This window comes from Pseudomonas frederiksbergensis (assembly GCF_000802155.2).
Classification (GTDB): Bacteria; Pseudomonadota; Gammaproteobacteria; order Pseudomonadales; family Pseudomonadaceae; genus Aquipseudomonas; species Aquipseudomonas frederiksbergensis_A.
The window spans coordinates 1-23,535 of the sequence record NZ_JQGJ02000036.1; the positions used below are offsets into that span (position 1 = coordinate 1).

The 23,535-nt window shown below is 60.0% G+C and carries 19 protein-coding genes and 4 tRNA genes; 14 read left to right on the forward strand and 9 right to left on the reverse strand.

The annotated features are described in order from the left end of the window. Positions 1-48: 48 nt before the first annotated feature. The 3 genes from JZ00_RS28835 to JZ00_RS28845 form a co-directional block, all read right to left on the reverse strand. Entirely contained in the window at positions 49-1,365 is a 1,317-nt protein-coding gene (locus tag JZ00_RS28835) for an OmpP1/FadL family transporter (protein WP_046510206.1), read from the reverse strand. A 101-nt stretch (positions 1,366-1,466) separates the two neighbouring features. Then, positions 1,467-1,949, reverse strand: coding sequence for a hypothetical protein (locus tag JZ00_RS28840; protein WP_039594610.1), 483 nt, complete (start codon positions 1,947-1,949; stop codon positions 1,467-1,469). Positions 1,950-2,222: 273 nt separating this feature from the next. Beyond that, positions 2,223-2,447: a hypothetical protein gene (locus JZ00_RS28845; RefSeq protein ID WP_003179043.1), complete on the reverse strand. Its 225-nt coding sequence runs from the start codon at positions 2,445-2,447 to the stop codon at positions 2,223-2,225. A 904-nt stretch (positions 2,448-3,351) separates the two neighbouring features. Here JZ00_RS28845 and JZ00_RS28850 point away from each other — a divergent pair. After that, positions 3,352-3,675 carry an SEL1-like repeat protein gene (locus tag JZ00_RS28850; RefSeq protein WP_080942569.1) on the forward strand — a complete coding sequence of 108 codons (324 nt, stop codon included), beginning with the start codon at positions 3,352-3,354 and terminating at the stop codon, positions 3,673-3,675. Positions 3,676-3,850: 175 nt separating this feature from the next. Further along, positions 3,851-5,236, forward strand: a complete 1,386-nt coding sequence (locus JZ00_RS28855; RefSeq protein ID WP_162488987.1) for a DNA recombination protein RmuC — start codon at positions 3,851-3,853, stop codon at positions 5,234-5,236. Positions 5,237-5,317: 81 nt separating this feature from the next. Here the strand turns inward: JZ00_RS28855 and JZ00_RS28860 are convergent, their stop codons facing one another. Further along, positions 5,318-8,788 carry a hybrid sensor histidine kinase/response regulator gene (locus JZ00_RS28860; protein ID WP_039594607.1) on the reverse strand — a complete coding sequence of 1,157 codons (3,471 nt, stop codon included), beginning with the start codon at positions 8,786-8,788 and terminating at the stop codon, positions 5,318-5,320. Between the two features lie 316 nt (positions 8,789-9,104). On the opposite strand from JZ00_RS28860, the gene JZ00_RS28865 reads away from it, so the two are divergent. Beyond that, positions 9,105-10,247, forward strand: a complete 1,143-nt coding sequence (locus JZ00_RS28865) for a TDT family transporter (protein WP_039594606.1) — start codon at positions 9,105-9,107, stop codon at positions 10,245-10,247. 81 nt (positions 10,248-10,328) lie between these two features. Next, positions 10,329-12,203 (forward strand): MFS transporter, encoded by a 1,875-nt coding sequence (locus JZ00_RS28870; RefSeq protein WP_039594605.1) that lies wholly within the window; start codon positions 10,329-10,331, stop codon positions 12,201-12,203. A 108-nt stretch (positions 12,204-12,311) separates the two neighbouring features. On the opposite strand, the gene sugE is transcribed toward JZ00_RS28870, so the two are convergent. The 3 genes from sugE to rdgC form a co-directional block, all read right to left on the reverse strand. Further along, positions 12,312-12,626, reverse strand: a complete 315-nt coding sequence (gene sugE, locus JZ00_RS28875; protein WP_039594604.1) for a quaternary ammonium compound efflux SMR transporter SugE — start codon at positions 12,624-12,626, stop codon at positions 12,312-12,314. A 115-nt stretch (positions 12,627-12,741) separates the two neighbouring features. Continuing rightward, on the reverse strand, positions 12,742-13,707 hold the full coding sequence (locus JZ00_RS28880; RefSeq protein WP_039594603.1) for a bile acid:sodium symporter family protein: 966 nt from the start codon (positions 13,705-13,707) through the stop codon (positions 12,742-12,744). 145 nt (positions 13,708-13,852) lie between these two features. Then, complete coding sequence (rdgC, locus tag JZ00_RS28885) at positions 13,853-14,773, reverse strand: recombination-associated protein RdgC (protein WP_039594602.1); 921 nt, start codon at positions 14,771-14,773, stop codon at positions 13,853-13,855. Between the two features lie 160 nt (positions 14,774-14,933). Here rdgC and JZ00_RS28890 point away from each other — a divergent pair. From JZ00_RS28890 to JZ00_RS28905, 4 genes are all read left to right on the forward strand, one after another. Continuing rightward, a tRNA-Val gene (locus JZ00_RS28890) sits at positions 14,934-15,009 on the forward strand. 19 nt (positions 15,010-15,028) lie between these two features. Beyond that, positions 15,029-15,105: transfer RNA gene (locus tag JZ00_RS28895), tRNA-Asp, on the forward strand. A gap of 176 nt (positions 15,106-15,281) precedes the next feature. Then, positions 15,282-15,357 (forward strand) — tRNA-Val (locus JZ00_RS28900). A 17-nt stretch (positions 15,358-15,374) separates the two neighbouring features. Continuing rightward, positions 15,375-15,451 (forward strand) — tRNA-Asp (locus JZ00_RS28905). A gap of 91 nt (positions 15,452-15,542) precedes the next feature. On the opposite strand, the gene JZ00_RS28910 is transcribed toward JZ00_RS28905, so the two are convergent. Together JZ00_RS28910 and JZ00_RS28915 are read right to left on the reverse strand one after the other, a co-directional pair. Next, positions 15,543-16,679, reverse strand: coding sequence for a catalase family protein (locus JZ00_RS28910; RefSeq protein ID WP_039594601.1), 1,137 nt, complete (start codon positions 16,677-16,679; stop codon positions 15,543-15,545). A gap of 31 nt (positions 16,680-16,710) precedes the next feature. Further along, entirely contained in the window at positions 16,711-18,516 is a 1,806-nt protein-coding gene (locus tag JZ00_RS28915; protein ID WP_039594600.1) for a di-heme-cytochrome C peroxidase, read from the reverse strand. 268 nt (positions 18,517-18,784) lie between these two features. On the opposite strand from JZ00_RS28915, the gene JZ00_RS28920 reads away from it, so the two are divergent. The 6 genes from JZ00_RS28920 to JZ00_RS28945 form a co-directional block, all read left to right on the forward strand. Further along, complete coding sequence (locus JZ00_RS28920) at positions 18,785-19,498, forward strand: FKBP-type peptidyl-prolyl cis-trans isomerase (protein ID WP_039594599.1); 714 nt, start codon at positions 18,785-18,787, stop codon at positions 19,496-19,498. Between the two features lie 291 nt (positions 19,499-19,789). Then, positions 19,790-20,245 (forward strand): YkvA family protein, encoded by a 456-nt coding sequence (locus JZ00_RS28925; protein ID WP_039594613.1) that lies wholly within the window; start codon positions 19,790-19,792, stop codon positions 20,243-20,245. Between the two features lie 112 nt (positions 20,246-20,357). Next, positions 20,358-20,699 (forward strand): helix-turn-helix domain-containing protein, encoded by a 342-nt coding sequence (locus tag JZ00_RS28930; RefSeq protein WP_039594612.1) that lies wholly within the window; start codon positions 20,358-20,360, stop codon positions 20,697-20,699. Beyond that, positions 20,696-21,067 carry a hypothetical protein gene (locus JZ00_RS28935; RefSeq protein ID WP_003179080.1) on the forward strand — a complete coding sequence of 124 codons (372 nt, stop codon included), beginning with the start codon at positions 20,696-20,698 and terminating at the stop codon, positions 21,065-21,067. Before JZ00_RS28930 ends, JZ00_RS28935 begins: the two co-directional genes overlap by 4 nt. Next, a complete protein-coding gene (locus JZ00_RS28940) occupies positions 21,067-21,468 on the forward strand; it encodes an SEL1-like repeat protein (RefSeq protein WP_039594598.1) in 402 nt (133 codons plus the stop codon). The genes JZ00_RS28935 and JZ00_RS28940 overlap by 1 nt, the downstream gene beginning before the upstream one ends. Positions 21,469-21,628: 160 nt before the next feature. Then, positions 21,629-23,535 (forward strand): DUF6531 domain-containing protein (locus JZ00_RS28945; RefSeq protein ID WP_039594597.1); only part of this gene is annotated, 1,907 nt, incomplete at its 3' end.

Sequence of the window (23,535 nt, forward strand, 5' to 3'; positions counted from 1 at the left end):
CAGGTGGCGAGCAGCTGTGTTGGTTAAAGCCAACCTCGCCTTACATCATCAGAAGCGGTAGGTTGCGCCGACGCCAAAACCGTTGGCGCTGTTTTCGTATTCAGCATTGTAGGCCTGGCCCAGTGCATTTCTCCTGTTGATGCTGACTTTTTCTTCCTTGAGGTAGGAATAAGCCACATCGATGGTCAGGTCTTCGGTTGGGCTCCAGCCGGCACCGAGGCTGAAGATCGTCCGGTCGCCGGTAGGAATGCGCGGCGAACGGTCGGTGTTGTTGGCAGGCGACTGGTCGAACGTCAGGCCGGTGCGCAATACCCACTGCTTGTTCAATTGGTAGGACGTACCGATGGCGTAGGCCCAGGTGTCGTGCCAGTTCTGTTCTTCGGTGATAGTGCCGAAGAGGGCTGGGTTCAATGCACCGCCACCAGTGACGTCGTTGTTCACGGTGATGTCTTTCAGGCGGCTCCAGCGAGTCCAGGTGCTGCCAGCGTAGACGGTCCAGGCATCGTTGATTTCCTGGGTCACCGAGAAATCGACGGATTCAGGGGTGGTGATGTCCAGGGAAGCGTCGTAGCGGTCACCGCTCAACAGGAAGCCAGGCGTACCGGCGCCCGGGTTCACTTCGGTGTGGCCTTCAAGCTTATATTTGACCTTGGAGTGGTAAGTCAGGCCGACGCGAGTGGTATCGGTCGCCTGGACCAGCAGGCCAATGTTGTAGCCATAGCCAATGTCGTCGCCCTTGATCTCGACGTTGCCGTCGTTAGGCGAGAATGGTGTAGTCAGCGCCGATTCCAGCGAACCGGAAATCCGGTTGATGGTCGGACCGAAGCCGATCGACACCTTGTCGTTGAAGGCATAGCTGATGGTGGGCTGGAAGGTCACGACCTTCACTTCGCTCTTGCTGCCGAAGTTGCGGCCCTGGAAGCTGTTTTCGTAGTCGGTGATCAGGCCAAACGGGGCGTAGACGCCCAAGCCGAATGCCCATTGATCATCGATAGGCTTGACGTAGTAGCCCATCGGAACGCCGGTGAACGGGACCATGTCGCCATCGTTGGTGCCGGAGCGGGTGCCGCTGGCATCGTTGATATCGGTGGAGGCGTCGATGACAGCGAAGCCACCGGTCACTTGCTCGCGCTTGAGGCGCGACATGCCGGCAGGGTTGCCAAACACAGTGCTTGCATCATCGGCAGAAGAAGAACGACCTGCGAAGCCAGTGCCCATGCCACTGATGCTTTGTTCGTTCAAGGCAAAACCACTGGCAAAGATTTGTGTGGATGCCAAGGTCACGGCAAGGCCAAGGGTGGTTTTGAGCATCATTTTTTTATTGTTAGAACTCCAGGTGATCACCGACGCGAAAATTACCAACATTTTTGCCCAAGCGCTATAGCTTGTATTGCTTGATTTAGAGGGGTTTTGTAGGACAATCCGACCAAAATCGTGGCATTTGTAGGAAGTTTCTATTTTTGCTCTCAGCAAGCGACCTGATTCAGCGGTGAAACACAGGTTCGCCATGCGCAGGTGAAATCCCGCAGGCGGCCGGGGGGATGGAAAACCTGGCGCCAGACCCGGGCCATGCCCAGCAAATCGTCCGCATCGGGAAGCGGGCTGGCGTGTTCCTCTACCAACAACCAGGCGATGGCCGTGGCGTAGCGCAAGTTGACGGTCAATTCCAAATGAGGGCCGCTCAGAAAAGCGTGCTGGCTCGCCAGGCCGCGCACCAGGCTGGCTCGTTCCGGGTCCAGTGCCAGATAGTTGTCCCACAGGGCTTGATGGCGAGGTTCGGTAATGCGGTACAAGCCGTGTCCGCGACGGTCATGCAGGGCGGCGCCCAGGCCTGACTGGCTGGCGGCGATTCCCAGTAACAACGCTTCCGCCGTGGGGCTGTGGCTCCCCAAGTAGAGGAGTGTCGGGCGGATTACGTATCGACACAGTTCGCTGGCAGCGATACCCATAGAACCCTCGAAATGACTGGTTGGCGAAGCCTGATTAGGTGGGCTTGGCAGCGATGGATCGGATCAGGCTCCGCCGAAGCGGATCATGCCGCTCGAGTTGAAGTGTAGTGTCATATCTGCGCTGTAAAGGACTGTTTTTAAACCATGTTCGTCGAACGGTTATGGCTGTTATAGCGGTTTGTGCTTACGCCGTTGCGCTTTATCGAGAAACGTCAGGCAATAAAAAGCCCCGCGTTTTGGGCGGGGCCTTGGTGCTTCAGCGGTCTTGGCGTCTCAGGCAACCAGTGCCTGACGGGTACGCTCGATCACGGCCTGCAGCGGTTCGGCGCTGGAGTACTGATCTGGATAAAGGCGTTCGCTGTGACGAGCGATGCCGTGTTCATTGACCAGTGTGAAGCTGAAGCAGCCTTTGCGAGCGGCCATGATCAGGCAGTTCATCGGTGCAAAGGCGTTGGTTAGGGTGCGGATGGCATCCTGTGTGTGGATTTGATTAGACATGTTATGGGTGTTCCTACAAATGACACGGTTAAGAACCGTGCAACGTTAAAACGTTCCAGTAACGTCGACCACCGTTGGTCGAACGAAGAACCCGACTGGAACAAAGCAGCCAGTTTGAGCGCTATATATAGGGCGCGCTTGGGCTGGCAGGTAGGTACTTAGGAGGGCAGGCAACACATCGAGGGCAAAGGTTCTGGGCCCGGGGTGAAGATCCTGATCAATTTTGCAGGTTGGTTCGGTCAGAGTAATGAGCCTGGCCGCAGCTTCGGATTCGTTCGAAGTGCGCAGCGTAAGGATTACCTGGAAACCATCGAGGGGGGCGGTCTCTTTCTTCGGTGAGGCTTCCCGTGGGGATGGCTGACCGTGGAGATGTTTCCGACCCTGAATTGACTTTCAGCTTGGTACTAACGCCGCGGATACTATCGGGTTGGATCGGGAAAGGGAAGACCATTGGTCAGAAAGAACCCGGCCCGCTGCTGTTGCGCGACGCGGTCAACGTGTGGATGGCTGCTTTACCGAGGTTGTCCACAGGGTCCTGAGCGCCGGATGCGTCAAAAAAACGCAGCGATATAACCACTTCAGCTGTTACTTGTACACACTCCTGGCGACGGCTGTCACCGTATTGTCATGTTGGGGCAATCGAGGGTGGGTGCCTGTATCCAAAATTTAAGTCAATGAAAAACATCGCTTTTTTTTACTGGTGAAAAAATCGACAGTTTGAGCGCAGGCCCCGTTCCATAGGGCTTGCGGCGGGTTCAAGGTAGGTTGTCCACTGAGTTATCCACAGCTTCTGTGGATTGTCCCAAGCGCTTGCTCTAGGACGGGCGTGCCGGTTTTTTTCGACTTTACCCGTACGAAAAAAGGAGTAGAGTGGCGCGCCTTCCGATCTGTCCCGTAGTGCGCTATGAAGTTTCGCTCAGTATCAAATCCTGTTACCTCCGTACCCTCCGGTGTTACCCCGCCCAAGCGCATTTCCATGCGTGTAGCCGAGTGGCTGCTGGACAGCCCGAGCCTGGGAGAACGTCCGAGCGTCAAGCACCTGGCCGGCCGTTTGCTCAAGCAACCGGCTCGTGAAGGCGTGGTGGCTGCGCAAAGTCGCCTCGGCCAGCTGATGTGCCGCGAGTGTGGCAATGCACGAGACCGCCGTATCGGCCAGGACTTGCTGCGCCAGGCCGCCCGCGCTGGTGATCACCGTGCCCGCCAGGCATTGGGCGAAATCGAAGACTGAGCTGGGCATCGCCGGGTTGCTTGGTTAACCTTCGAGCTTTATCTCTTGCGTGGGAATCGTCATGGCGATGGATTTGACCAGCCTGTTGCTTGGCCTGGCGGGCGCTGCGGTGCCGCTGTTGGCGCTGGCCTGGCACCTGCAACGCCAGGCAAGTGCGGCACAGACCGAACTGGCGCTGCTTGAAGAGCGCCTGGCCACCGCCCACATGGCCCACGATGGATTGAATGCCCAACTTGATGCCTGCCGCGACGAAATCAGTGACCTGAGCCAGGCCAACGCCGCCAAGCAAGCCGACCTCGCGGCCGCGCGTCGCGAGGTCGAGCTGCTGCAGATCGAGCGCGACAATGCCAGGGACGCGGCTCACGCCTGGAGCCTGGAGCGTGCTAATAAAGAAGCGGAGCTGCGACGCCTCGATGCCCAGGCGGCTTCGTTGCACGCTGAATTGCGCGAGCAACAGGAAAGCCACCAGCAACGCCTGGACGACCTGCAAGGCTCGCGCGATGCATTGCGAGCCCAGTTTGCCGAGCTGGCTGGAAAGATCTTCGATGAGCGTGAACAGCGGTTCGCCGAAACCAGCCAGCAGCGCCTGGGGCAATTGCTCGATCCGCTGAAGGAGCGCATCCAGTCCTTTGAAAAACGCGTCGAAGAAAGCTATCAGGCCGAGGCGCGGGAGCGATTTTCCCTGGGCAAGGAGCTGGAACGCCTGCAACAGTTGAACCTGCGCTTGAGCGACGAAGCCACTAACCTTACGCGCGCCCTCAAGGGCCAGAAGACCCAGGGCAACTGGGGCGAATTGATTCTTGAGCGGGTCCTGGAGCACGCCGGCCTGGAAAAGGGCCGGGAATACCAGACCCAGGTCAGCCTCAAGGGCCCGGATGGCGAACGCTTCCAGCCAGACGTGTTGATTTACCTGCCGGGGGACAAGCAGGTGGTGGTGGATTCGAAGGTCAGCCTCACCGCCTATCAGCAATACGTGGCGGCTGAAGACAATGCCATCGGCCAGCTCGCCCTCAAGCAGCACGTCGTGTCATTGCGCGCCCACGTCAAAGGCTTGGCCGGCAAGGATTACAAACGCCTGGACGGTTTGCACAGCCTGGATTTCGTCTTGCTGTTCGTGCCGATCGAAGCGGCATTTTCCGCGGCCCTGCAAGCCGAGCCGAATCTGTTCCAGGAGGCTTTCGACCGCAACATCGTGATTGTCAGCCCGACCACGCTCCTGGCAACGCTGCGGGTGATCGACAGCTTGTGGAAACAGGAACGTCAAAGCCAGAACGCCCGGGAAATTGCCGAGAGGGCGGGGTGGCTGTATGACAAATTTGTGTTGTTCATCCAGGACCTGGACGAAATCGGCAGTCGCTTGCAGCAGTTGGACAAAGCCTACGCCGCTGCACGCAACAAACTGACGGAAGGCCGCGGCAACCTCGTCAGCCGCAGCGAACAACTGAAACTGCTCGGCGCCCGCGCGAGCAAGAGCTTGCCCAGCGAATTGCTCGAACGGGCAATGACCGATGCGGATGGGCTGCCGGAGTTGCCGGAAGAAGCCAGCCCCTCTCAAGGTTGATGCGAGCGCCTAGGTTGCCCCCTGTGGCGAGGGGTAAATCCCCTCGCCACAGGTTGGTTGACCGCTGGATTGCGTTCCGCGCTACAACGGCAAGTGTCGACTCAACAACGCCCGCAACGCCGCTGGTTTCACCGGCTTGGCCAGGTAGTCCAGGCCCGCCGCATGCACTTGGGCCACGGTCTCGGGTCGGCCGTCGGCGCTGATCACTACCCCGGGCACCGGTTCGCCCATGCGGGTGCGCAACCAGGCCATCAGTTCAGTCCCGGTTTCGCCGTCGTCCAGATGAAAATCCACCAACGCCAGTTGCGGTCGGCCGCCCTGGGCGAGCCAGCGCTCGCATTCCTCACGGTTGCGTGCCGTCCATACGCGGCATCCCCAGCGTGTCAGCAAGCTGTCCATGCCAATCAGGATGCTGTCTTCATTATCGACACACAGCACTAGTGCGCCGCTGGGCAGATGGCCGTTGGCCTCGATTACGACATTGGGTTCGACGGCTTTGCTGCTGGCCAATGGCACGGTGACACTGAACACGCTGCCGCGCCCAGGCCAGGAGCGCACGCGCAACGGATGGCCAAGCACGCGGCACAACCCATCGGCGATTGCCAGGCCCAGGCCAAGGCCTTTTTCGGCGCGGGTCTGATGGCTGTCGAGGCGCTTGAATTCTTCGAAGATCACCTGTTGTTTGTCTTCGGCGATGCCCGGTCCGCGGTCCCACACCTCCAGGCACAGCTCCCCGTTGCGGCGGCGCACGCCTAGCAGCACCGGACCCTTGGCGTAGCGGAAGGCGTTGGTGAGGAAATTCTGCAAGACCCGGCGCAGCAGCTTGATGTCGCTGTCGACCCGCAACCGCGAACCGCGAACCCGGAATTTCAAGCCTTGCTCCCGAGCCAGCACGGTAAATTCGGCGCCGAGGGTATCGAACAGATCATTGAGGACGAATGGCTTGCGGTCGGGGTTGATCTTGCCGTTTTCCAGGCGGGAAATGTCCAGCAGGTCAGTGATCAAGTCTTCGGCCGAGCGCAATGAACTGTCCAGATGCTGCACCAACTGCTGGGCTTCGCTTGGCAAACCGTCGTGCTGGTGGGACAGCGCGGCGGAGAACAGGCGTGCAGCGTTGAGGGGTTGCATCAGGTCATGACTGACGGCGGCCAGGAAGCGGGTCTTCGATTGATACGCCGATTCGGCGGTGCTCTTGGCTTCGGTCAGCGCCAGGTTCAGTTGCGACAGTTCGCGGGTGCGTTCGGCCACCCGTTGTTCCAGTCCTTCGTTGGCTTCGGTCAAGGCTTGTTCGGCTTCACGGTAGGCAGTGATGTCGGTGAAACTCATGACAAAACCGCCGCCGGGCATCGGGTTGCCGATCAGCTCGATCACCCGGCCGTTGGGGAACAATCGTTCCGAGGTGTGCGCACGGCCCTGGCGCATCCAGTGCAAGCGCCGGGCGACATGGACTTCGGCCTCGCCCGGCCCGCACAGACCGCGCTCGGCGTTGTAGCGGATGATGTCGGCGATCGGCCTGCCGACGCTGATCAAGCCGTCGGGATAATTGAACAGTTCCAGGTACCGACGATTCCACGCCACCAGCCTGAGTGACTGGTCAACCACGCTGATGCCCTGGGTGATGTTTTCGATGGCGCCTTGCAACAGCGCACGGTTGAACTGCAGAACCTCGGACGCTTCGTCGGCGATCCGCACGACGTCTTCCAGTTGCATCTCCCGGCCTTCAATGGCCGCTTTCACCACGGCCCGCGTCGACGAGGCACCCAGCACACCGGCCAGCAGGCGCTCGGTGTGGGCGATCCATTCGCTGTCGGCGTTCTGGCTCGGGTTGAAGCCCTTGCCTTGGCGATAGGCAAAGCGAATGAAGCTTTGGCGCGCCCGTTCTTCACCAACGAAGCGGGCCGCGAGCTGAAGCAAGTCCTCGATCTGGACCGCCAGCATCGAGCGCGGGTTGGGCCGGGCGCTTATTTCCTGGCCGATGAAGCGTCCAGCTTGCCAGTGCTCCGACACGCGGGTGCGCGACAGTACCGAGACCCAGGCGAACAATATGAAATTGCCCGCCAGGGACAAGACGACGCCCTGGGTCAGCGGGGTGATCGGCAAGTCCAGCGGGTTGCCATGCAACCAGGCCAGGCCGGGAAAACTGCTCAGCGACCAACCCAGGCTATGGGCGGCGATTGGTAGCACCAAGGTGTAGAACCACAGGAATATGCCCATGGCGAGGCCGGCAAACACGCCGCGTCGATTCGCCTGCTTCCAGTACAGCGCGCCGAGCATGGCAGGCGCCAGTTGCGTCACGGCGGCGAAGGCGATCTGGCCGATGGTGGCCAGGCTCGCGGTCGAACCCAGTAGTCGATAGCTGACGTAAGCCAGCAGAAGAATCGCGACGATGCTCACCCGGCGTACCGACAGCATCCACTGGCGGAACACCTCGAAGGGCCGCTCGGCGTTGTTGCGGCGCAATAGCCACGGCAACAGCATGTCGTTGGACACCATGGTCGACAGCGCGACGCTCGCCACGATGACCATGCCCGTAGCGGCCGAGGCTCCGCCGATGAAGGCCAGTACAGCCAGCGCAGGATGGGCCTGGGCGAGCGGCAGGCTGATGACGAACGAGTCCGGCAATACCGAGCTGGGCAGCATCATTTGCCCGGCAAGGGCGATCGGCACGACGAACAGGGCGGCCAGGGCCAGGTACGCGGGGAACACCCACTTGGCCAGGCGCAGGTCCTGGGGTTCGATGTTCTCGACCACGGTGACGTGGAACTGCCGTGGCAGGCAGATGATTGCCATCATCGCGACACCGGTTTGCACCACCATCGATGGCCAGTTGATGGTTTCCTTCCAGTACTGCTCCAATCGTGGCGCGAGCATCGCCTGGTTGAACAGGTCGTCGAAGCCGTCATAGAGGCCAAACGTGACGAACGCACCGACCGCGAGGAAGGCGAACAGCTTGACCAAGGATTCGAAAGCAATCGCCAGCACCATGCCGCGGTGGTGTTCGGTGGCGTCGAGGTTGCGCGTGCCGAAGACGATGGTGAACAACGCCAGGATCAGCGAGACGATCAGCGCGGTGTCCTGGGCGCGGGTGCCCATGGCGTCCGCGCCGGCGCCGATCAACAGGTTTACCCCGAGCACGATGCCCTTGAGCTGCAGTGCAATGTAGGGCAGCACGCCGACCAGGCAGATCAGCGCGACCACCACCGCCAGGGATTGCGATTTGCCATAGCGGGCGGCGATGAAGTCGGCGATGGAGGTGATGTTTTCCTGCTTGCTGATCATCACCATCTTCTGCAGGACCCACGGCGCCAGCACCAGCAGCAGGATCGGCCCGAGGTAGATCGGCAGGAATGACCAGAGCTGTTCGGCGGCCTGGCCCACCGCACCGAAGAACGTCCAACTGGTGCAATAGACCGCCAGCGACAGGCTATAGACCCACGCCCGCACGCGTGGCGGCAGCGGCGTGCTGCGGCGGTCGCCATAGAAGGCGATGGCAAACATGATGGCCATATAGGCCAGGGCGACAACAGCGATCAGCCCGCTGGACAGCGACATGGAAACTCCCAGACAAGATACACCCGGGCTCGGGCCCGGCAAGACAGTCTCGCATGCCCGCTCGGGTTCGTCAGTGTCGACCAAGGTCGAGGCGTGGCGGGGTGTCGCGCGAAGATGATTTCCGTTTTGTTATGCACGAGGGTGTTCGGCCCTGGAGCCAGACATGCAGGCCTTGCTGGCGGTGGGTGAGATCGAAACCGAGGGCAGCGTCTGACTGTTATCTATAAAACAGATAACATATAGATAAATTACCCGTTATATAGATATTCGATCCGGCTCTAGCATGAAGGCACTTTTCCGAGGACCGGAGTTCGCCATGACATGTCGTGCCGCAAAAAAACGCTTGCGCCCATTGAGCCTTTTGCCCAGGCCGCTGGAGGCCATTCGTCAATTCACACCTAACTGGTTCGCCGTGACCATGGGGACCGGTGTGCTCGCGCTGGCCTTGGCGCAATGGTCGGCGCAGGTTCCGAGCCTGCGCGCGTTAGGCGAAGGATTGTGGGTGTTCAACGCGCTGTTGTTCGTGGTGTTTACCCTGATGTATACGGCCCGTTGGGTGCTGTTCTTTGACGAAGCGCGACGGATTTTCGGCCATTCGACGGTGTCGATGTTTTTCGGCACCATTCCCATGGGGCTGGCGACCATTATCAATGGCTTTCTGGTCTTTGGGCTACCGCGCTGGGGGGAGGGCGTGTTCCCGCTGGTGGAAGCGTTATGGTGGCTCGACGTAGCGATGTCGCTGGCCTGTGGCGTGCTGATTCCGTTCCTGATGTTTACCCGCCAGGAGCACCGCATCGACCAAATGACTGCCGTGTGGCTGTTGCCGGTGGTGGCCGCCGAAGTCGCGGCGGCCAGCGGCGGGCTGCTGGCGCCGCACCTCGCCGATGCGCATTCGCAACTGATCATGTTGGTCACCAGCTACATACTGTGGGCATTTTCCCTGCCCGTGGCGTTCAGCATTCTGACGATCCTGCTGTTGCGCATGGCCTTGCACAAGCTGCCCCACGAGAGTATGGCCGCTTCGAGCTGGCTGGCCCTCGGCCCGATCGGAACCGGTGCCTTGGGTATGTTGCTGCTGGGCGGGGAGGCGCCAATGATTTTTGCTGCCAATGGCCTGCCGGGCGTGGGTGAGGTTGCCTCAGGCCTGGGATTGGTCGCCGGCATCACCCTATGGGGCTTCGGCTTCTGGTGGATGTTGATGGCGCTGCTGATCACCGTGCGCTATTTGCGCGAAGGCATCCCGTTCAACCTTGGCTGGTGGGGCTTCACCTTTCCCCTGGGCGTGTACGCGCTGACGACGTTGAAGCTGGCAGGCCTGCTGGGCCTGGCTTTTTTCAACGTGTTGGGCTGCGTGTTGGTGGTGCTGCTGATGGTGATGTGGCTGATCGTTGGCTGGCGCACGCTGGTCGGCGCCTGGCACGGTGAGTTGTTTGTGTCGCCATGCCTGGTGGCGAAATAATCGTCAAAGACAGGTAATGTGTGGCCTGGATCGAAAAAGCGTCATTCCAATAAGCGTCCACGCCACTCAGGAACATGGAAGATGAGTCACCCTTCACAGTTCACCTTGCTTCGCACGCGGCGCTTCCTGCCGTTCTTCATTACGCAATCCCTCGGCGCGTTCAACGATAATGTCTTCAAGCAATCGTTGATCCTTGCCATCCTCTACAAACTGGCCATCGAGGGCGACCGCTCGATCTGGGTCAACCTCTGCGCCCTGTTGTTCATCCTGCCGTTCTTCCTGTTCTCGGCGCTGGCAGGGCAGTTTGGGGAAAAGTTCGCCAAAGACGCGTTGATTCGCCTGATCAAGCTCGGCGAAATCGCCATCATGGCGGTCGGTGCGGTGGGGTTCCTGTTCGATCATCTATGGCTGATGCTGGTGGCGTTGTTTGCGATGGGCACCCATTCGGCGTTGTTCGGGCCGGTGAAGTATTCGATCCTGCCGCAGGCTTTACGCGAGGATGAGCTGGTCGGCGGCAACGGCCTGGTGGAGATGGGGACGTTTCTGGCGATTCTCGCCGGCACCATCGGCGCAGGCATCATGATGTCTTCGGCACACTACGCGCCGGTGGTGTCAGCGGCGATAGTCGGCATCGCCGTGGCCGGTTACCTGGCCAGTCGCAGCATCCCCCGGGCGGCGGCCGCCTCGCCACAGATGCGCTTGAACTGGAACATCTTCAGTCAGTCCTGGGCGACCTTGAAGCTGGGTCTCGGGCAGACCCCGGCGGTGTCCCGTTCGATTGTCGGCAACTCCTGGTTCTGGTTCGTCGGGGCGATTTACCTGACGCAGATTCCCGCCTACGCGAAGGAATGGATGCACGGCGACGAAACCGTGGTGACGCTGATCCTCACCGTATTCTCGGTGGGGATCGCCATGGGTTCGATGCTCTGCGAAAGGCTGTCGGGGCGCAAGGTCGAGATCGGCCTGGTGCCGTTTGGTTCGTTCGGGCTGACGGTGTTCGGGCTGCTGCTGTGGTGGCATTCCGGGGGGATTCCCGACAGCGTCGATGGCCACGGCTGGTTGCAGATTCTCGGGTTTGGCCACGCCTGGCTGGTGCTGATCGATATCCTCGGCCTGGGTGTTTTCGGCGGCTTCTATATCGTGCCGCTGTACGCGCTGATCCAGTCACGTACGGTCGAAAACGAGCGGGCGCGGGTGATCGCCGCCAACAATATCCTCAATGCCCTGTTCATGGTGGTTTCGGCGATCGTTTCCATCGTCCTGCTGAGCCTGGCCGAACTGTCGATTCCTCAGTTGTTCCTCGTGGTGTCGCTGCTGAACATTGGCGTCAACGCCTACATCTTCAAGATCGTGCCCGAGTTCAGCATGCGTTTCATGATCTGGCTGCTCAGCCATTCCATGTACCGCGTGGAGCATCGCAACCTGGAGGCGATTCCCGATGAGGGTGCCGCGCTGCTGGTCTGCAACCACGTGTCGTTTGTCGATGCCTTGCTGATTGGCGGAGCGGTGCGTCGGCCGATTCGCTTCGTGATGTACTACAAGATCTACAACCTGCCGGTCCTGAACTTTATCTTTCGCACCGCCGGGACAATTCCGATTGCCGGACGCCAGGAAGATATCCATATCTACGAAAAGGCCTTCAGCCGTATCGCCCAATATCTGAAGAACGGCGAGCTGGTGTGCATTTTTCCTGAAGGAAAACTGACCGCGGACGGTGAGATCAATGAGTTCAAGAGTGGCTTGACGCGCATCCTCCAGGAAACGCCCGTGCCGGTCATTCCGCTGGCGTTGCAGGGCTTGTGGGGCAGTTTTTTCAGTCGCGATCCAAGTAAAGGCATGTTTCGTCGTTTTTGGTCGCGAGTGACCCTGGTGGCGGGGGCGGCGGTAGCGGTCGAGGCGGCGGAGCCTGCGAAGTTGCAAGCGCTGGTGGGGGAGTTGCGTGGGGCTGTCAGATAAGCCGAAATCCTGTGGGAGCGAGCCTGCTCGCGATCGCGGTCTGCCAGTGAGATCAACGCTGGCAGACAGATTGCCATCGCGAGAAAACTCGCTTCGACAGAACCGGATCTAGGCGCTGACCTTGAGCCCGATCAACCCGGCAATGATCAGCGCGACGCTGGCCAATCGAACCAGCGCCATCGACTCACCAAACAAAATGATCCCGGCGATCACCGTGCCCACGGCACCGACCCCGGTCCAGATCGCATAGGCCGTACCCAGTGGCAGCTCCTTCATGGCAAGGCCCAGCAGGCCAAGGCTGATCGCCATGGCCGCGATGGTCAATGCGGTAGGGAGCGGGCGGCTGAAACCGTCGGTGTACTTCAAACCGACAGCCCAGCCGACTTCGAACAGACCGGCAAAAAACAGAATGATCCAGGACATCACACACCTCATCGATGGATGGGGTCGTCCCCGGACAAAAAACGCTGGAGTGCAGGGTCGTCCCCGCATCGGGCGCCAGAATGCCCAATGCTGACTATTCGGTCAAGTCCGCCTATCAGTCCGCCGTCTGCCGGGCGAGTTCCGCGCGGTCCTGCTTTTCGCTCATGCGGCGGAACCAGGTCGAGAGCAGGGCGCCGGAGATGTTGTGCCAGACGCTGAACAACGCGCTGGGCACCGCCGCCAGGGGCGAAAAATGCGCACTTGCCAATGCCGCGCCGAGGCCGGAGTTCTGCATGCCCACTTCCAGCGACAAAGTCTTGCGCTGGGCCAGCGGCAGGCCAAACAGCCGGCCGGTGAAGTAGCCCAGCAGGTAACCAAAGCTGTTGTGCAGGACCACGATGGCCATGATCAGCAAGCCGGATTCGGCAATTTTCGCCTGACTGGCCGCGACCACGGCGGCGACGATGATCACGATGCTGACCACCGACACCAGGGGCAGTACTTCGACAGCATGACGAACGCGCGCGCCCAACAGGCGCTGGGCGACGATGCCCAACGCGATGGGCAGCAACACGATTTGCAGGATCGACCAGAACAAGGCGGAGAACGACACCGGCAGCCAGGCCGAAGCCAGCAGCCAGATCAGCGCCGGGGTCAGCAAAGGGGCGAGCAACGTGGTGATGGCGGAAATTGCCACGGCCAGGGCCAGGTCGCCGCGTGCCAGCCAGGTCATGACATTGGAGGAGGTACCGCTAGGGCAGCATCCCACCAGAATCACGCCGACGGCAATCTCAGGCGGCAGGCTGAACGCCTGGCAGAGCAGCCACGCCGTACCCGGCATGATCACGAACTGGGCAATCACGCCCAAGGCCACGCGTCCCGGACGACGCGCCACTTCGGCGAAGTCCTCCAGCTTGAGTGCCAGGCCCATGCCGAACATCACCAGGCCCAGCAAGGGCACGATGGCGACCTTCAAATCGACGAACCACTGCGGTTGCATGAATGCCAGCACGGCAAAAAACAGCACCCAGTAAGCGAACGTATTGCCGACAAAGCGACTCAATGCAGCCAGTGCACGCATGACCTGATCCTTATTATTTGAAAACACCGAATACTAATGTGGGGGCGGACTTGCTCGCGATAGCGGAGTGACAATCACTGAGATGTCGACTGGAGTTCCGCCATCGCGAGCAAGTTCGCTCCCACAGGGTAGTAACTGCAGGGTATTAGATCCCCTGCGGAATTTCTTCACCACCCAAGGCTTCCACCAGCGCCGGCAGGAATTCGCCGAACGTCAGCATCATCAAGGTGAAGCTGGCGTCCAACTGGTCGAGGGCTTCGTCGCCGCCATCCTGCTCCGCCTGGTCCTGCAGCAGGTCTTCGAACTTCAGGCGCTTGACCACCATCTTGTCATCGAGCACGAAGGACAACTTGTCCTGCCAGGCCAACGACAGTTGCGTCACCACCTTGCCGGTGTTCAGGTGCAGCTGGATCTCGTCACTGGTCAGGTCCTGGCGCTTGCAGCGGACGATGCCACCGTCTTCATGGGTATCGCGCAGTTCACATTCGTCCAGCACGTAGAAATCGTCCGCGGCTTTCTGGGTCTTGACCCAGTCGGTCATGATTGCGGTCGGGGCCGTCTTGACCGTCAGCGGGCGCACCGGCAGCGTGCCGATGACTTCGCGAAGGGTGGAGAGCAGGTCTTCAGCGCGTTTCGGGCTGGCGGAGTTGACCAGGATCAGGCCCTGTTTCGGCGCGATGGCAGCGAAGGTGGACGAGCGACGGATAAACGCGCGAGGCAGGAAGGCCTGGATGATTTCATCCTTGATCTGGTCCCGTTCCTTTTTGTAGACCTTGCGCATTTGCTCGGCTTCGATCTCTTCGACTTTTTCCTTGACCGCGTCACGCACGACGCTGCCCGGCAGGATGCGCTCTTCCTTGCGTGCCGCAATCAACAGGAAATCCTGGCTGACGTGCACCAGGGGCGCGTCTTCGCCTTTGCCAAATGGCGCGACGAAACCGTAAGTGGTCAACTCCTGGCTTGCACAGGGGCGCGCCAGTTTGCTCGCCAGTGCAGTTTCCAACGCCTCGGCATCAACAGGCAGATCTTGGGTCAGGCGATAGATAAGCAGGTTCTTGAACCACATGGGGTGAGTCTCTCCTTTATACAAAGGGGGGCATTATTCTCTTCGCGGCGCGATAGGCCAACCCTTCGCTAAGCCTTTGGAAGGCCTGAAAAAATTAATTTAAAAAGTGCTTGCCAGCTAGGGGACTGCTCCGTAGAATGCGCGCCACACCGAAAGTGAAGGGTGATTAGCTCAGCCGGGAGAGCGTCTGCCTTACAAGCAGAATGTCGGCGGTTCGATCCCGTCATCACCCACCATTCGCTTTAAGTGTTACGCGCAGCGGTAGTTCAGTCGGTTAGAATACCGGCCTGTCACGCCGGGGGTCGCGGGTTCGAGTCCCGTCCGCTGCGCCATATTCGGTTACCTGGAACACTGAACGCCAGGTCACCACGGAAAGCCCGCTCACGCGGGCTTTTTGCTGTTTGTAGTTCCCGCGGTGCGCGTTGCTCAAGTTTTTTTGCTGAATTTGTTAATTAAATCAGCACGTTACAAAAAACTGTGAGAGAATGCGCCCCGCATCGAAAGTGAAGGGTGATTAGCTCAGCCGGGAGAGCGTCTGCCTTACAAGCAGAATGTCGGCGGTTCGATCCCGTCATCACCCACCAAACTTTCAATGTTACGCGCAGCGGTAGTTCAGTCGGTTAGAATACCGGCCTGTCACGCCGGGGGTCGCGGGTTCGAGTCCCGTCCGCTGCGCCATATTCGGCACTTGGAATACTGAACGCCAGGTTGCCAACAAAAAGCCCGCTCATTTGAGCGGGCTTTTTGTTGCCTGTCATTTACCGCCTCGCTACTGCTCGGCATTGCGGCTGTGACGATAGTCGCTCACCGCTTCATACACCGCCTTGCGCAAACGATTGATACCGCCGATCGGCCGATGGGCCTCAACACCGAACCACGGGTTGAAGGACTGGTTATCACACGCCAGGTTCAGCTTGGGCGTATCGAAATCCTGGGCCGGCACTTTGATCCGCGCCACCGTTTCGAACGGCGCATCACTTTCCTGCCATTCAATGCTGGTGTCCTCGATCGGCATGTATTTGCTTGGGTCCTGGCGCTGGATCTGCAGGACGAAACAGGCCGGTACACGATCGGTGGATAACTGCTGATTCAGCGCGCTACGCAAGAAATTCGGCAAGTCCTGATTCTGCGGTGGCAAGGTGTAGCTTGGGCAGCTGTCCGGATCCGGCGCGACGCGAAACTTGGCGTTGGCCTCACCGAATTTATAGGGCGCGACCGAGAAATAAGTGGTCTGGGTCGGGCTGGCCGGAGGCGGCGAGAGTGTCGCCAGGGCGATGAACAAATGGCGGATTTGCCAGGTGCGCGGATCCAGGCTCGGAAAGAAAGCCAACGCCTTTTTCCCATCAGCTTGCGCGGCCACATTCTGACGGTACTCGGCGACGTCGCTGACGAAGAAGTTCGGATGGTTGAACATCACGAAGTCTTGCTCGCCCTTGGATTGCCGATCAGCCAGCAGTTGCCTGCCAGGCACGTCCAGCAGCTTGATTGCCATGCCCCGGGCATCGCGCAGGCTGTCGAATTGCGGATACGCGTTGCCATTGGACAGGCGGATCGTCGCCTGCCAGGTCTTGCCGGGTTCGGCGAATACGCCCTGGCGCAACGGCGCAGGCAAGTCGTTGGGCACCTGGACTTCGGCCATGACGCAACCATGGGCCTTGGCATGGGCATCGCGCAGGTAGCGCGTGCCCTCGCGGTGTTGGTCGACGATGCGGATGGCTGTCTGGATGATGTCCTGGGTCATGGCGCTTTCGCCGGGCGGTATTTGTTCCTTGTCCGGGACCGGCCCGCTGTGTTGCCAGGCAAACCAAGCAGTAGCCAGGGCCCAGCCGAGCAGCCCGATGCCCAGCAGCCATAAGAGCGTCTTGCCCAAAAAGGCGCCGAGGCGCAGCCAGAGCGTGATCAGCATGTAAACATCCTTCTAGCTGTGGGGTTCATCATTACAGTTGCGACTCCAGTGGCCCGCCCAGCACCTTCAGGTATTCCAGCAAGGCCCAGCGCTCCTGCGGCTGCAGCAGCCGACCGATGACGCCATTGCCTCGCTCGCCCGCGCGGAACTCATGGCCACTGTTGTGATTGCCAGTGATCCGCGTATCGAAGAGAAAACCGTTGGCAAAGGCTTCGGTGCGATAGCCCAGGTGTCGCGGATCGTATTCGAAGCTGCCTTTATAGAAAGTGGTCGCTCGCTCAGCCTGGGGCGACAACAATTGATAGAGGGTCGGCACCGAGCCGTTGTGCAGGAACGGCGGCGTGGCCCAGACGCCCGCCAGTGGCCGCGCTTTGTAGGCGCGCAGCTCCCGAACGCCGATTGGCAGTCCGAAACCGTCCAGGGCTGGGCGCTCGGCTGGCGTGACGCCGGCGTCGCGGTAGGCTCTGTTTTCGACGAAGGCCGTGACGTAGGCCAGGCCCTTGGCGACCGAGATCTGGCTAAGGTCAAGTGGTTCTGTCGGAGTCGGGTGCAGTTGGACTCCCAGCTTCGCCAGTTCTGCCGGATCCCACTGCAGGCTGGTCAGGTTGAAACGGTGATCGGCGATATTGTTCGCAGTGCCGGGGTCGGTGCCGATCACGTTCACCGGCAACATGTGCAATTGCTGGACCGGCCTGTCGGGCCCCTGGACAACCTTGGGCACATGGCAGCCGGCACAGTTCTCGGTAAACAGCGCCCGGCCTTTTGCGGCCAACGGCTTGTCGATCGAACCGAGCAGCGTTTCCGGCCATGCCGGCGGCTTGAGCAGTTGCAGGGTCTCTTCGATCTTGTTCAGATCGCGCACGCGCACGCTGGAAGGGTAGCGCGCGTCGCCTTGTAGCGGCTTGCCTTGGGCGTCGAAGAAGCTCAACGTCGCGCCGACGCCCAAGGCTTCGCCGACATTGCGGGCCATCGGCTGCTGGGCCGAGCCGTTCCACTGCACCCAGTCGAATGTCCACATTTCCCATAATTGCGGGTAATCCACTGGGGCGTTGGCGATCCGGTAGTTTTCAGCCGAAATCGCGTCGCCAAAGCTCGCATTGGCGATGCGGCCAAAGGCGTCGGTACGACCCGGACCTTCCTCGGTTGGGTAGAGGCCGCGGTGGGTGTCGTTCCAGGCTGTACGCAGGAAAGTGTCCAGAGAAACCTTGAACGTCTTGCGCAATTCTTCATGGCGGGCGTCGTAATCCTTGCCCAGCACTTGGCGGGCGAAGCGTTCGAATTTCCATGGGTTGTAGTAAGTCGAGGCGAGACTTGCGACCAATGCCTGTCCGAAACTGCCTCCGCGGAGTGTCGGAACCGTCGACGGCAATACATGCTGGGCTGAGCCACCGTCGATCCGTATCGCTTGGCCCTTGAAGTGCAATTCCCCGGTGTGGCAGGCCGCGCAGGTGATATCCAGGTATTGCGCGTTGCTGCCGGCATTCTGATGCCGGGTGAAGCCTACCGGCAGGTTACCGGGATTGTCCGGCGTGGGCTTTTGCGCTGGATCGACCAGGAAACCGAAGCGTGCCAGGTACTCCGGTGAAGCGAAGCGCTGCTGCGAGAACGGCAGTTCAAGGGCGGTGAACCATTCGTAGCGCAGGCCTTTGACCTGGGTGCCCTGGGGCGTGAAATAGTACGTTTGGCGCTCAGCGGCGCTCCATTGGTCCAGGTAGTGGACCTTTTCAACCGGTGTATACGCCGGTAGGCGCGGGTTTGCGACGTAATAAAGCACCACGGCCACGATTACGATGAGGAGCGCGAGGACCAGCAAGAGAACGCGAGAGAGGAGGCGCACGGTAACGTCCTTGTTTTTTTGATATGCCCTTATGCCTCAGTGCCGCTTGGCCGGCAAGTGGCCATTACCGTTGGGGAAGGGGAGGCGGCAATTTGTCTCTGTACGTAATAGATGACAGATGCTTCATCTGCCCAGGATTAAAAAGCGTTTGGCGGCCTGAACTTATCATCGCTTTGTGGCTCACATGCCGGTAGCCATTGGTCGTGGCCGCCTGATAAGCTCGCGGCTTTACTCGATTGCCCTTTAGGCGCATGAACAAGGAAATAGCATGAAACAGCATCGGTTGGCGGCGGCGGTTGCCCTGGTTGGCCTGGTACTCGCGGGTTGTGACTCGCAGACCAGCGTAGAGCTGAAAACCCCGGCGCAGAAAGCTTCCTACGGTATTGGCCTGAACATGGGCAAGAGCCTGGCTCAGGAAGGTATGGATGACCTGGACTCCAAAGCAGTCGCCCAGGGCATCGAAGATGCCGTCGGCAAGAAAGAACAGAAGCTGAAAGACGAAGAATTGGTCGAGGCCTTTGCCGCACTGCAAAAACGTGCCGAAGAGCGCATGGCCAAGATGAGCGAAGAGTCGGCAGCGGCCGGCAAGAAATTCCTCGAAGAAAACGGCAAGAAGAGCGGCGTGACCACCACCGCTTCGGGCCTGCAATATGAAGTCGTCAAGAAAGCCGACGGCGCACAGCCAAAGCCAACTGACGTAGTGACTGTTCACTACACTGGCAAGCTGACCAACGGCACCGTGTTCGACAGCTCCGTGGAGCGTGGCAGCCCGATTGACCTGCCGGTCAGCGGCGTGATCCCGGGTTGGGTCGAAGGCCTGCAATTGATGCACGTCGGTGAGAAGTACAAGTTGTACATCCCAAGCGACCTGGCCTATGGCGCTCAGAGCCCGAGCCCGGCGATTCCTGCCAACTCGGTCCTGGTGTTCGATCTGGAACTGCTGGCCATCAAGGATCCGGCAAAAGAAGGCGCAGCCAAGTAATCGCGTCTGCTATAAAGACAACGCCTCGCTTATGCGGGGCGTTGTTGCATTCGGCTTTTGAAAATGACTAAAAAACCGAACGTCCGACGCAGGCTACAGTCACAGGCAATACAGGCGCTGTGCTAGACGCAGTCGGCCGATCAAGTCAACGAAATGTTGGGTTTTTTATGTGAGTAAAAAACGCCCGATCTAAGCCGGACCCTTATGAAACGGGGGCTTCAGCGGTGAAATGTAGCTCTGTTCACAAGGTTATCCACAATTTGTGTGGATAACATTTCAGTGGGGGAAAAAATGAAGGCGCCGTGGAATTTCACGAGATTCCTGCCCTTGGCGGGACGGCTGCTCGCCCGCGGCAGATTGCCAACATTGCTGTTTGCCGTTGCCAGCAAGGGCGCGCGTGAAGGTGGGCGTCTTGGCAAGCTCAAGGACGACCTGCGGTTGCTCCAGGCGTTGTGCCTGGCCTACTGGCGTGGCGAATACCGGGCCGTCAGCGCCAAGTCGTTGCTCTCGGTCGTGGCGGGGCTCATGTATTTCCTTAGCCCTTTGGACGCGATTCCAGATTTGCTGCCCATGTTTGGCATGTTCGATGACATCGCCGTGCTGGCCTGGATCATGAAGACACTCGACGATGAGCTAAGCGCCTTCCGTGCCTGGCGCGACCGGCAACCCCCCGAGAAACTCGCGTTGGTGGAGAGGCTTCCCGATACCCCGGAGCAACTCCAGCTCCAGGGTCCTAAAAAGACCTGATTCCGGCGTTTCCCCCCAGAACATCATCGCCCCGCGACCTTGGCTGCTATTTAGGATTACACTTCCTAGGAAAAAGCTGACTCGCTAAGTGTTGTTGTCCTACGGGGTAGTCATGGATATTCAAGTAATCACACGCGACGGAGAGCCCGAGTACGCGGTTTTACCGTGGGATCAGTACCAGTCGTTATTGAAGGCAGCAGGCATCAATCAAGCTCCGCCGCGTGAGGCAACGGTCCAGCATGCGGCGGCACCTGGCCAGGTTCTTCCTGGTCTGGATCAACTGCGCAGTCTGCGTGAAGGGAAGGGCATCGCCATCGAGGCGCTGGCCCGCACGGTAGGCATCAGCCCGTCTTATCTGGCCATGATCGAAAGCGGCGAGCGTCAGCCCGATGCTGCGATCAAGCGCAGTCTGGCCTGGGAATTGACGGTGCCGGGGTGGAGGGACGAATCGTGAGTGTACGCATCAGTCGGCAACATTGGGACGGGTTGTTGGGTGAGTTGGACCAGGCGCGCCGCCAGCGCCATTTATTGACCTATCGCGCCTTGCTGGAACGCTTGCAGCTTCCCAGCCCGGCCATGCAGACCTTGACCGCAGCGCTCGAACACCTGGCCGCGCTGGATGCACGGGCCGAACAGCCGCTGCGCAGTTCGCTGGTCATCAGCCAGGGCGCCAGTCGGTTGCCGCGCACTGGTTTCTTTGAATGCGTCGAGCGCTTGGGCCGTTTTTCCGGCCCTTCCGACGGGGTGGCCGCAGCATCCTGGCATGCTTCGGAAGTGGTCCGGGTGTTCGAGTACGAATATCCCGAATCGGCGGAAGCCTAATGCTCTGGCGTATCAAGGCCCGGGCCGGTTATTGGCTCGCGCGCCGGTTGTTTCATTGGTCTTGGTTCGTTCGACAGCCGCGCGGCTGGGCCTGGCTCGAAGGCCAGTTCGCACGGATGGCGAACCTGGGGGATGTCGGCGCCCAGAGTTTCTATGGTCATATCCTGACGTTTCGCGGCCAAGGGTTGGGTGCTCGGGAAGAGGGTATTCGTCTGCTGCGGTTGGCTGCGCTGGCCGGTGATGGCAAGGCCGCTTACCAAGTGGGTGTTATCAGCCTTGCTGGCACCACCACCAAAGCGCCCGATCCGGCCGAAGCAGCGCGTTGGTGGGCCCTGGCCGCGAAGGCTGGGCACCCGTTGGCCGAAATCAAGCTCAAGACGCTCGACGGCCAGAATCCATAGCGTTATCCACAGGCTCCCTCCCCCGCATTTCTTCCCGTCCCGAAAGGGACCTGTAAGGGAAGTTTAAGAATTGTCCTACGCGTCACGTCTCCTTATCTGACTTATTTCTCCTGTCGTCCCCGGCAAAGTCTCGCGCCTTCCTGCGCTGCGAGATGTCTGAATGCGTTTCCCTGACAAGACCCCGTCTATAAGCGGCGCCATTGGTACGCTGGTCCTGACCGTCATGAACTCGCCCGATGCCGAGGCGGTGCTAAAGGATTTTCGCAATTGCCTGGGCGACTACGACACCTGGGCGGAAAAGTTCTGGAACGGCCAGACGCTGGACATCGAGCAGGTGTTCAAGGTGGGCAACGAAGTGTCGCTCGCGCCTGCTAAGGACGGTGGCAAGCAAGTCAGCGCCGTGGTGGCGAGCTGTCCGGCACAAGGCCCGCTGACGCTGGTGCATATGTTCCAAGCCTCGCGTTTCGTGCCGATCGGCGACACACCGGTGGTGCTCGAACCCATCATTCGGGACGAGTTGGGGAAAGAAACGTTTGGCGATCCCATCCCATACGTCATCGGCCCCAGCGGCATTCTGGAAATATCCGAATGCGACCGTGGCCAGCGTTACCGCATCAGCTTTTTTCCGAATGTCACGACCGATCATGTCAAGGCGCTGTATGCCTCTTATCAAACAGCGATCGCCGAGCTCGAAGGCTGGCTGAAAGCCGAGTGGAAAGCGTTTCAACCGCTGTGGAAGGAGCATTCGGCAAAAGGTTTCCTGGATCGCTACAACACATTGCAGGACGCTCAGCTGCGTGGCTTTGAAAACGCTTTGTATAAGCTGTGGGACGACGTCAAACAGATCTTCGATCTGCTCGCGGACTTGCAGGCCAACAGTGAAAAGTTGCTGGAATACTTCACCGAGGCCGAACTTGAGCAACTGCTGAAAGCATCATCCGAAGCGATCGCCAAAGCGCTGATGATCGCGAGCGATGAGCCCTTGCTCTTCGTTTACACCGCGGCGTTCATCAGCTGGATGCGGATGTTGCCGCCCCGGTACTTGGCCGAAGCGCTGGGTGAAATGCACGCCTCGATTCTGATCAACCTCATCTTGGCGCGTTTGACCGCTGGCCTGGGCGTCGGCCTGCGCATGAGCGGCAAGGTACTACGTCATGTCCGTTCGGAGCGTGTTCGGACATGGCTGCAGGCGTCAAGCCAACGCCTGGGCCAACTCGGTGGTGACAGCCTTAACGCTCATGCCGATGTGCTTAAGCCGGTGGTGATCGCCGGCCGAGGACCGTCGGTGGGCCCAGCTCCTGTCACTCCGCTACAGATCACCACTGGGGATTCCCCACCACTGTCGGTCAGCAATCCGGCCCCGGTCGTGCGGGAAAAATCCCAGCCCTCTACCCGGCTGAGCAAACAAGAACACCACGACGACGCCTCCACCCAATCGACAAACCCCAATGGCGAGCCCGCCGACAGCGCCGCCCATACCCGCACCAACGGCTGCCCGGTGTCGATGGTCACCGGCGAAGAACTGCTGACCCTGGAAGACGGCACCCTCGACGGACGCCTGCCGTTTATCTTCACCCGCCTCTATCGCACCAGCGCCGCCGAGCTCGACATCGGCCTCGGTCGCGGTTGGAGCCATGCCCTGGCCCATCGTCTGTTGCTCGAAGGCGAGCAGGTCATCTGGATCGACCAGGAAAACCGCCGCACCACCTTCCCCCGGCCCAGCCTGCAACGCCCGGCGATCCACAACAGCCTGGCCCGCGCGGCGATCTTCCTGAGCGACGAGCCGGACGAACTGATCATCGCCCAGCCCGGCGAAGAGGCGCCTTTCCTACACTTTCGCGACGGTCGTCTGATCGCCTTGAGCGATCGGTACGACAACCGCCTGACCGTCCAGCGCAACATCTATGGTGACATCAGCCGCCTGGACAACGGCGCTGGGCGCTGCCTGCGCCTGCGCTATGAACACCGCCACCTGGTCGCCATCGACTATCAGAGCTTTCACCCGGCACCGACCCGCGACGAAAGCTGGCGCACCGAGCAAACGCTGGTTTCCTACCGCTACGACGC

Excerpts from the sequence above, each read along its gene's own strand:
- JZ00_RS28835 (WP_046510206.1), bottom strand. The coding sequence starts at position 1,365 with ATGTTGGTAATTTTCGCGTCGGTGATCACCTGGAGTTCTAACAATAAA.
- JZ00_RS28840 (WP_039594610.1), bottom strand. The coding sequence starts at position 1,949 with ATGGGTATCGCTGCCAGCGAACTGTGTCGATACGTAATCCGCCCGACA.
- JZ00_RS28845 (WP_003179043.1), bottom strand. The coding sequence starts at position 2,447 with ATGTCTAATCAAATCCACACACAGGATGCCATCCGCACCCTAACCAAC.
- JZ00_RS28850 (WP_080942569.1), top strand. The coding sequence starts at position 3,352 with ATGAAGTTTCGCTCAGTATCAAATCCTGTTACCTCCGTACCCTCCGGT.
- JZ00_RS28860 (WP_039594607.1), bottom strand. The coding sequence starts at position 8,788 with ATGTCGCTGTCCAGCGGGCTGATCGCTGTTGTCGCCCTGGCCTATATG.
- JZ00_RS28865 (WP_039594606.1), top strand. The coding sequence starts at position 9,105 with ATGACATGTCGTGCCGCAAAAAAACGCTTGCGCCCATTGAGCCTTTTG.
- JZ00_RS28870 (WP_039594605.1), top strand. The coding sequence starts at position 10,329 with ATGAGTCACCCTTCACAGTTCACCTTGCTTCGCACGCGGCGCTTCCTG.
- sugE (WP_039594604.1), bottom strand. The coding sequence starts at position 12,626 with ATGTCCTGGATCATTCTGTTTTTTGCCGGTCTGTTCGAAGTCGGCTGG.
- JZ00_RS28880 (WP_039594603.1), bottom strand. The coding sequence starts at position 13,707 with ATGCGTGCACTGGCTGCATTGAGTCGCTTTGTCGGCAATACGTTCGCT.
- rdgC (WP_039594602.1), bottom strand. The coding sequence starts at position 14,773 with ATGTGGTTCAAGAACCTGCTTATCTATCGCCTGACCCAAGATCTGCCT.
- JZ00_RS28910 (WP_039594601.1), bottom strand. The coding sequence starts at position 16,679 with ATGCTGATCACGCTCTGGCTGCGCCTCGGCGCCTTTTTGGGCAAGACG.
- JZ00_RS28920 (WP_039594599.1), top strand. The coding sequence starts at position 18,785 with ATGAAACAGCATCGGTTGGCGGCGGCGGTTGCCCTGGTTGGCCTGGTA.
- JZ00_RS28925 (WP_039594613.1), top strand. The coding sequence starts at position 19,790 with ATGAAGGCGCCGTGGAATTTCACGAGATTCCTGCCCTTGGCGGGACGG.
- JZ00_RS28930 (WP_039594612.1), top strand. The coding sequence starts at position 20,358 with ATGGATATTCAAGTAATCACACGCGACGGAGAGCCCGAGTACGCGGTT.
- JZ00_RS28940 (WP_039594598.1), top strand. The coding sequence starts at position 21,067 with ATGCTCTGGCGTATCAAGGCCCGGGCCGGTTATTGGCTCGCGCGCCGG.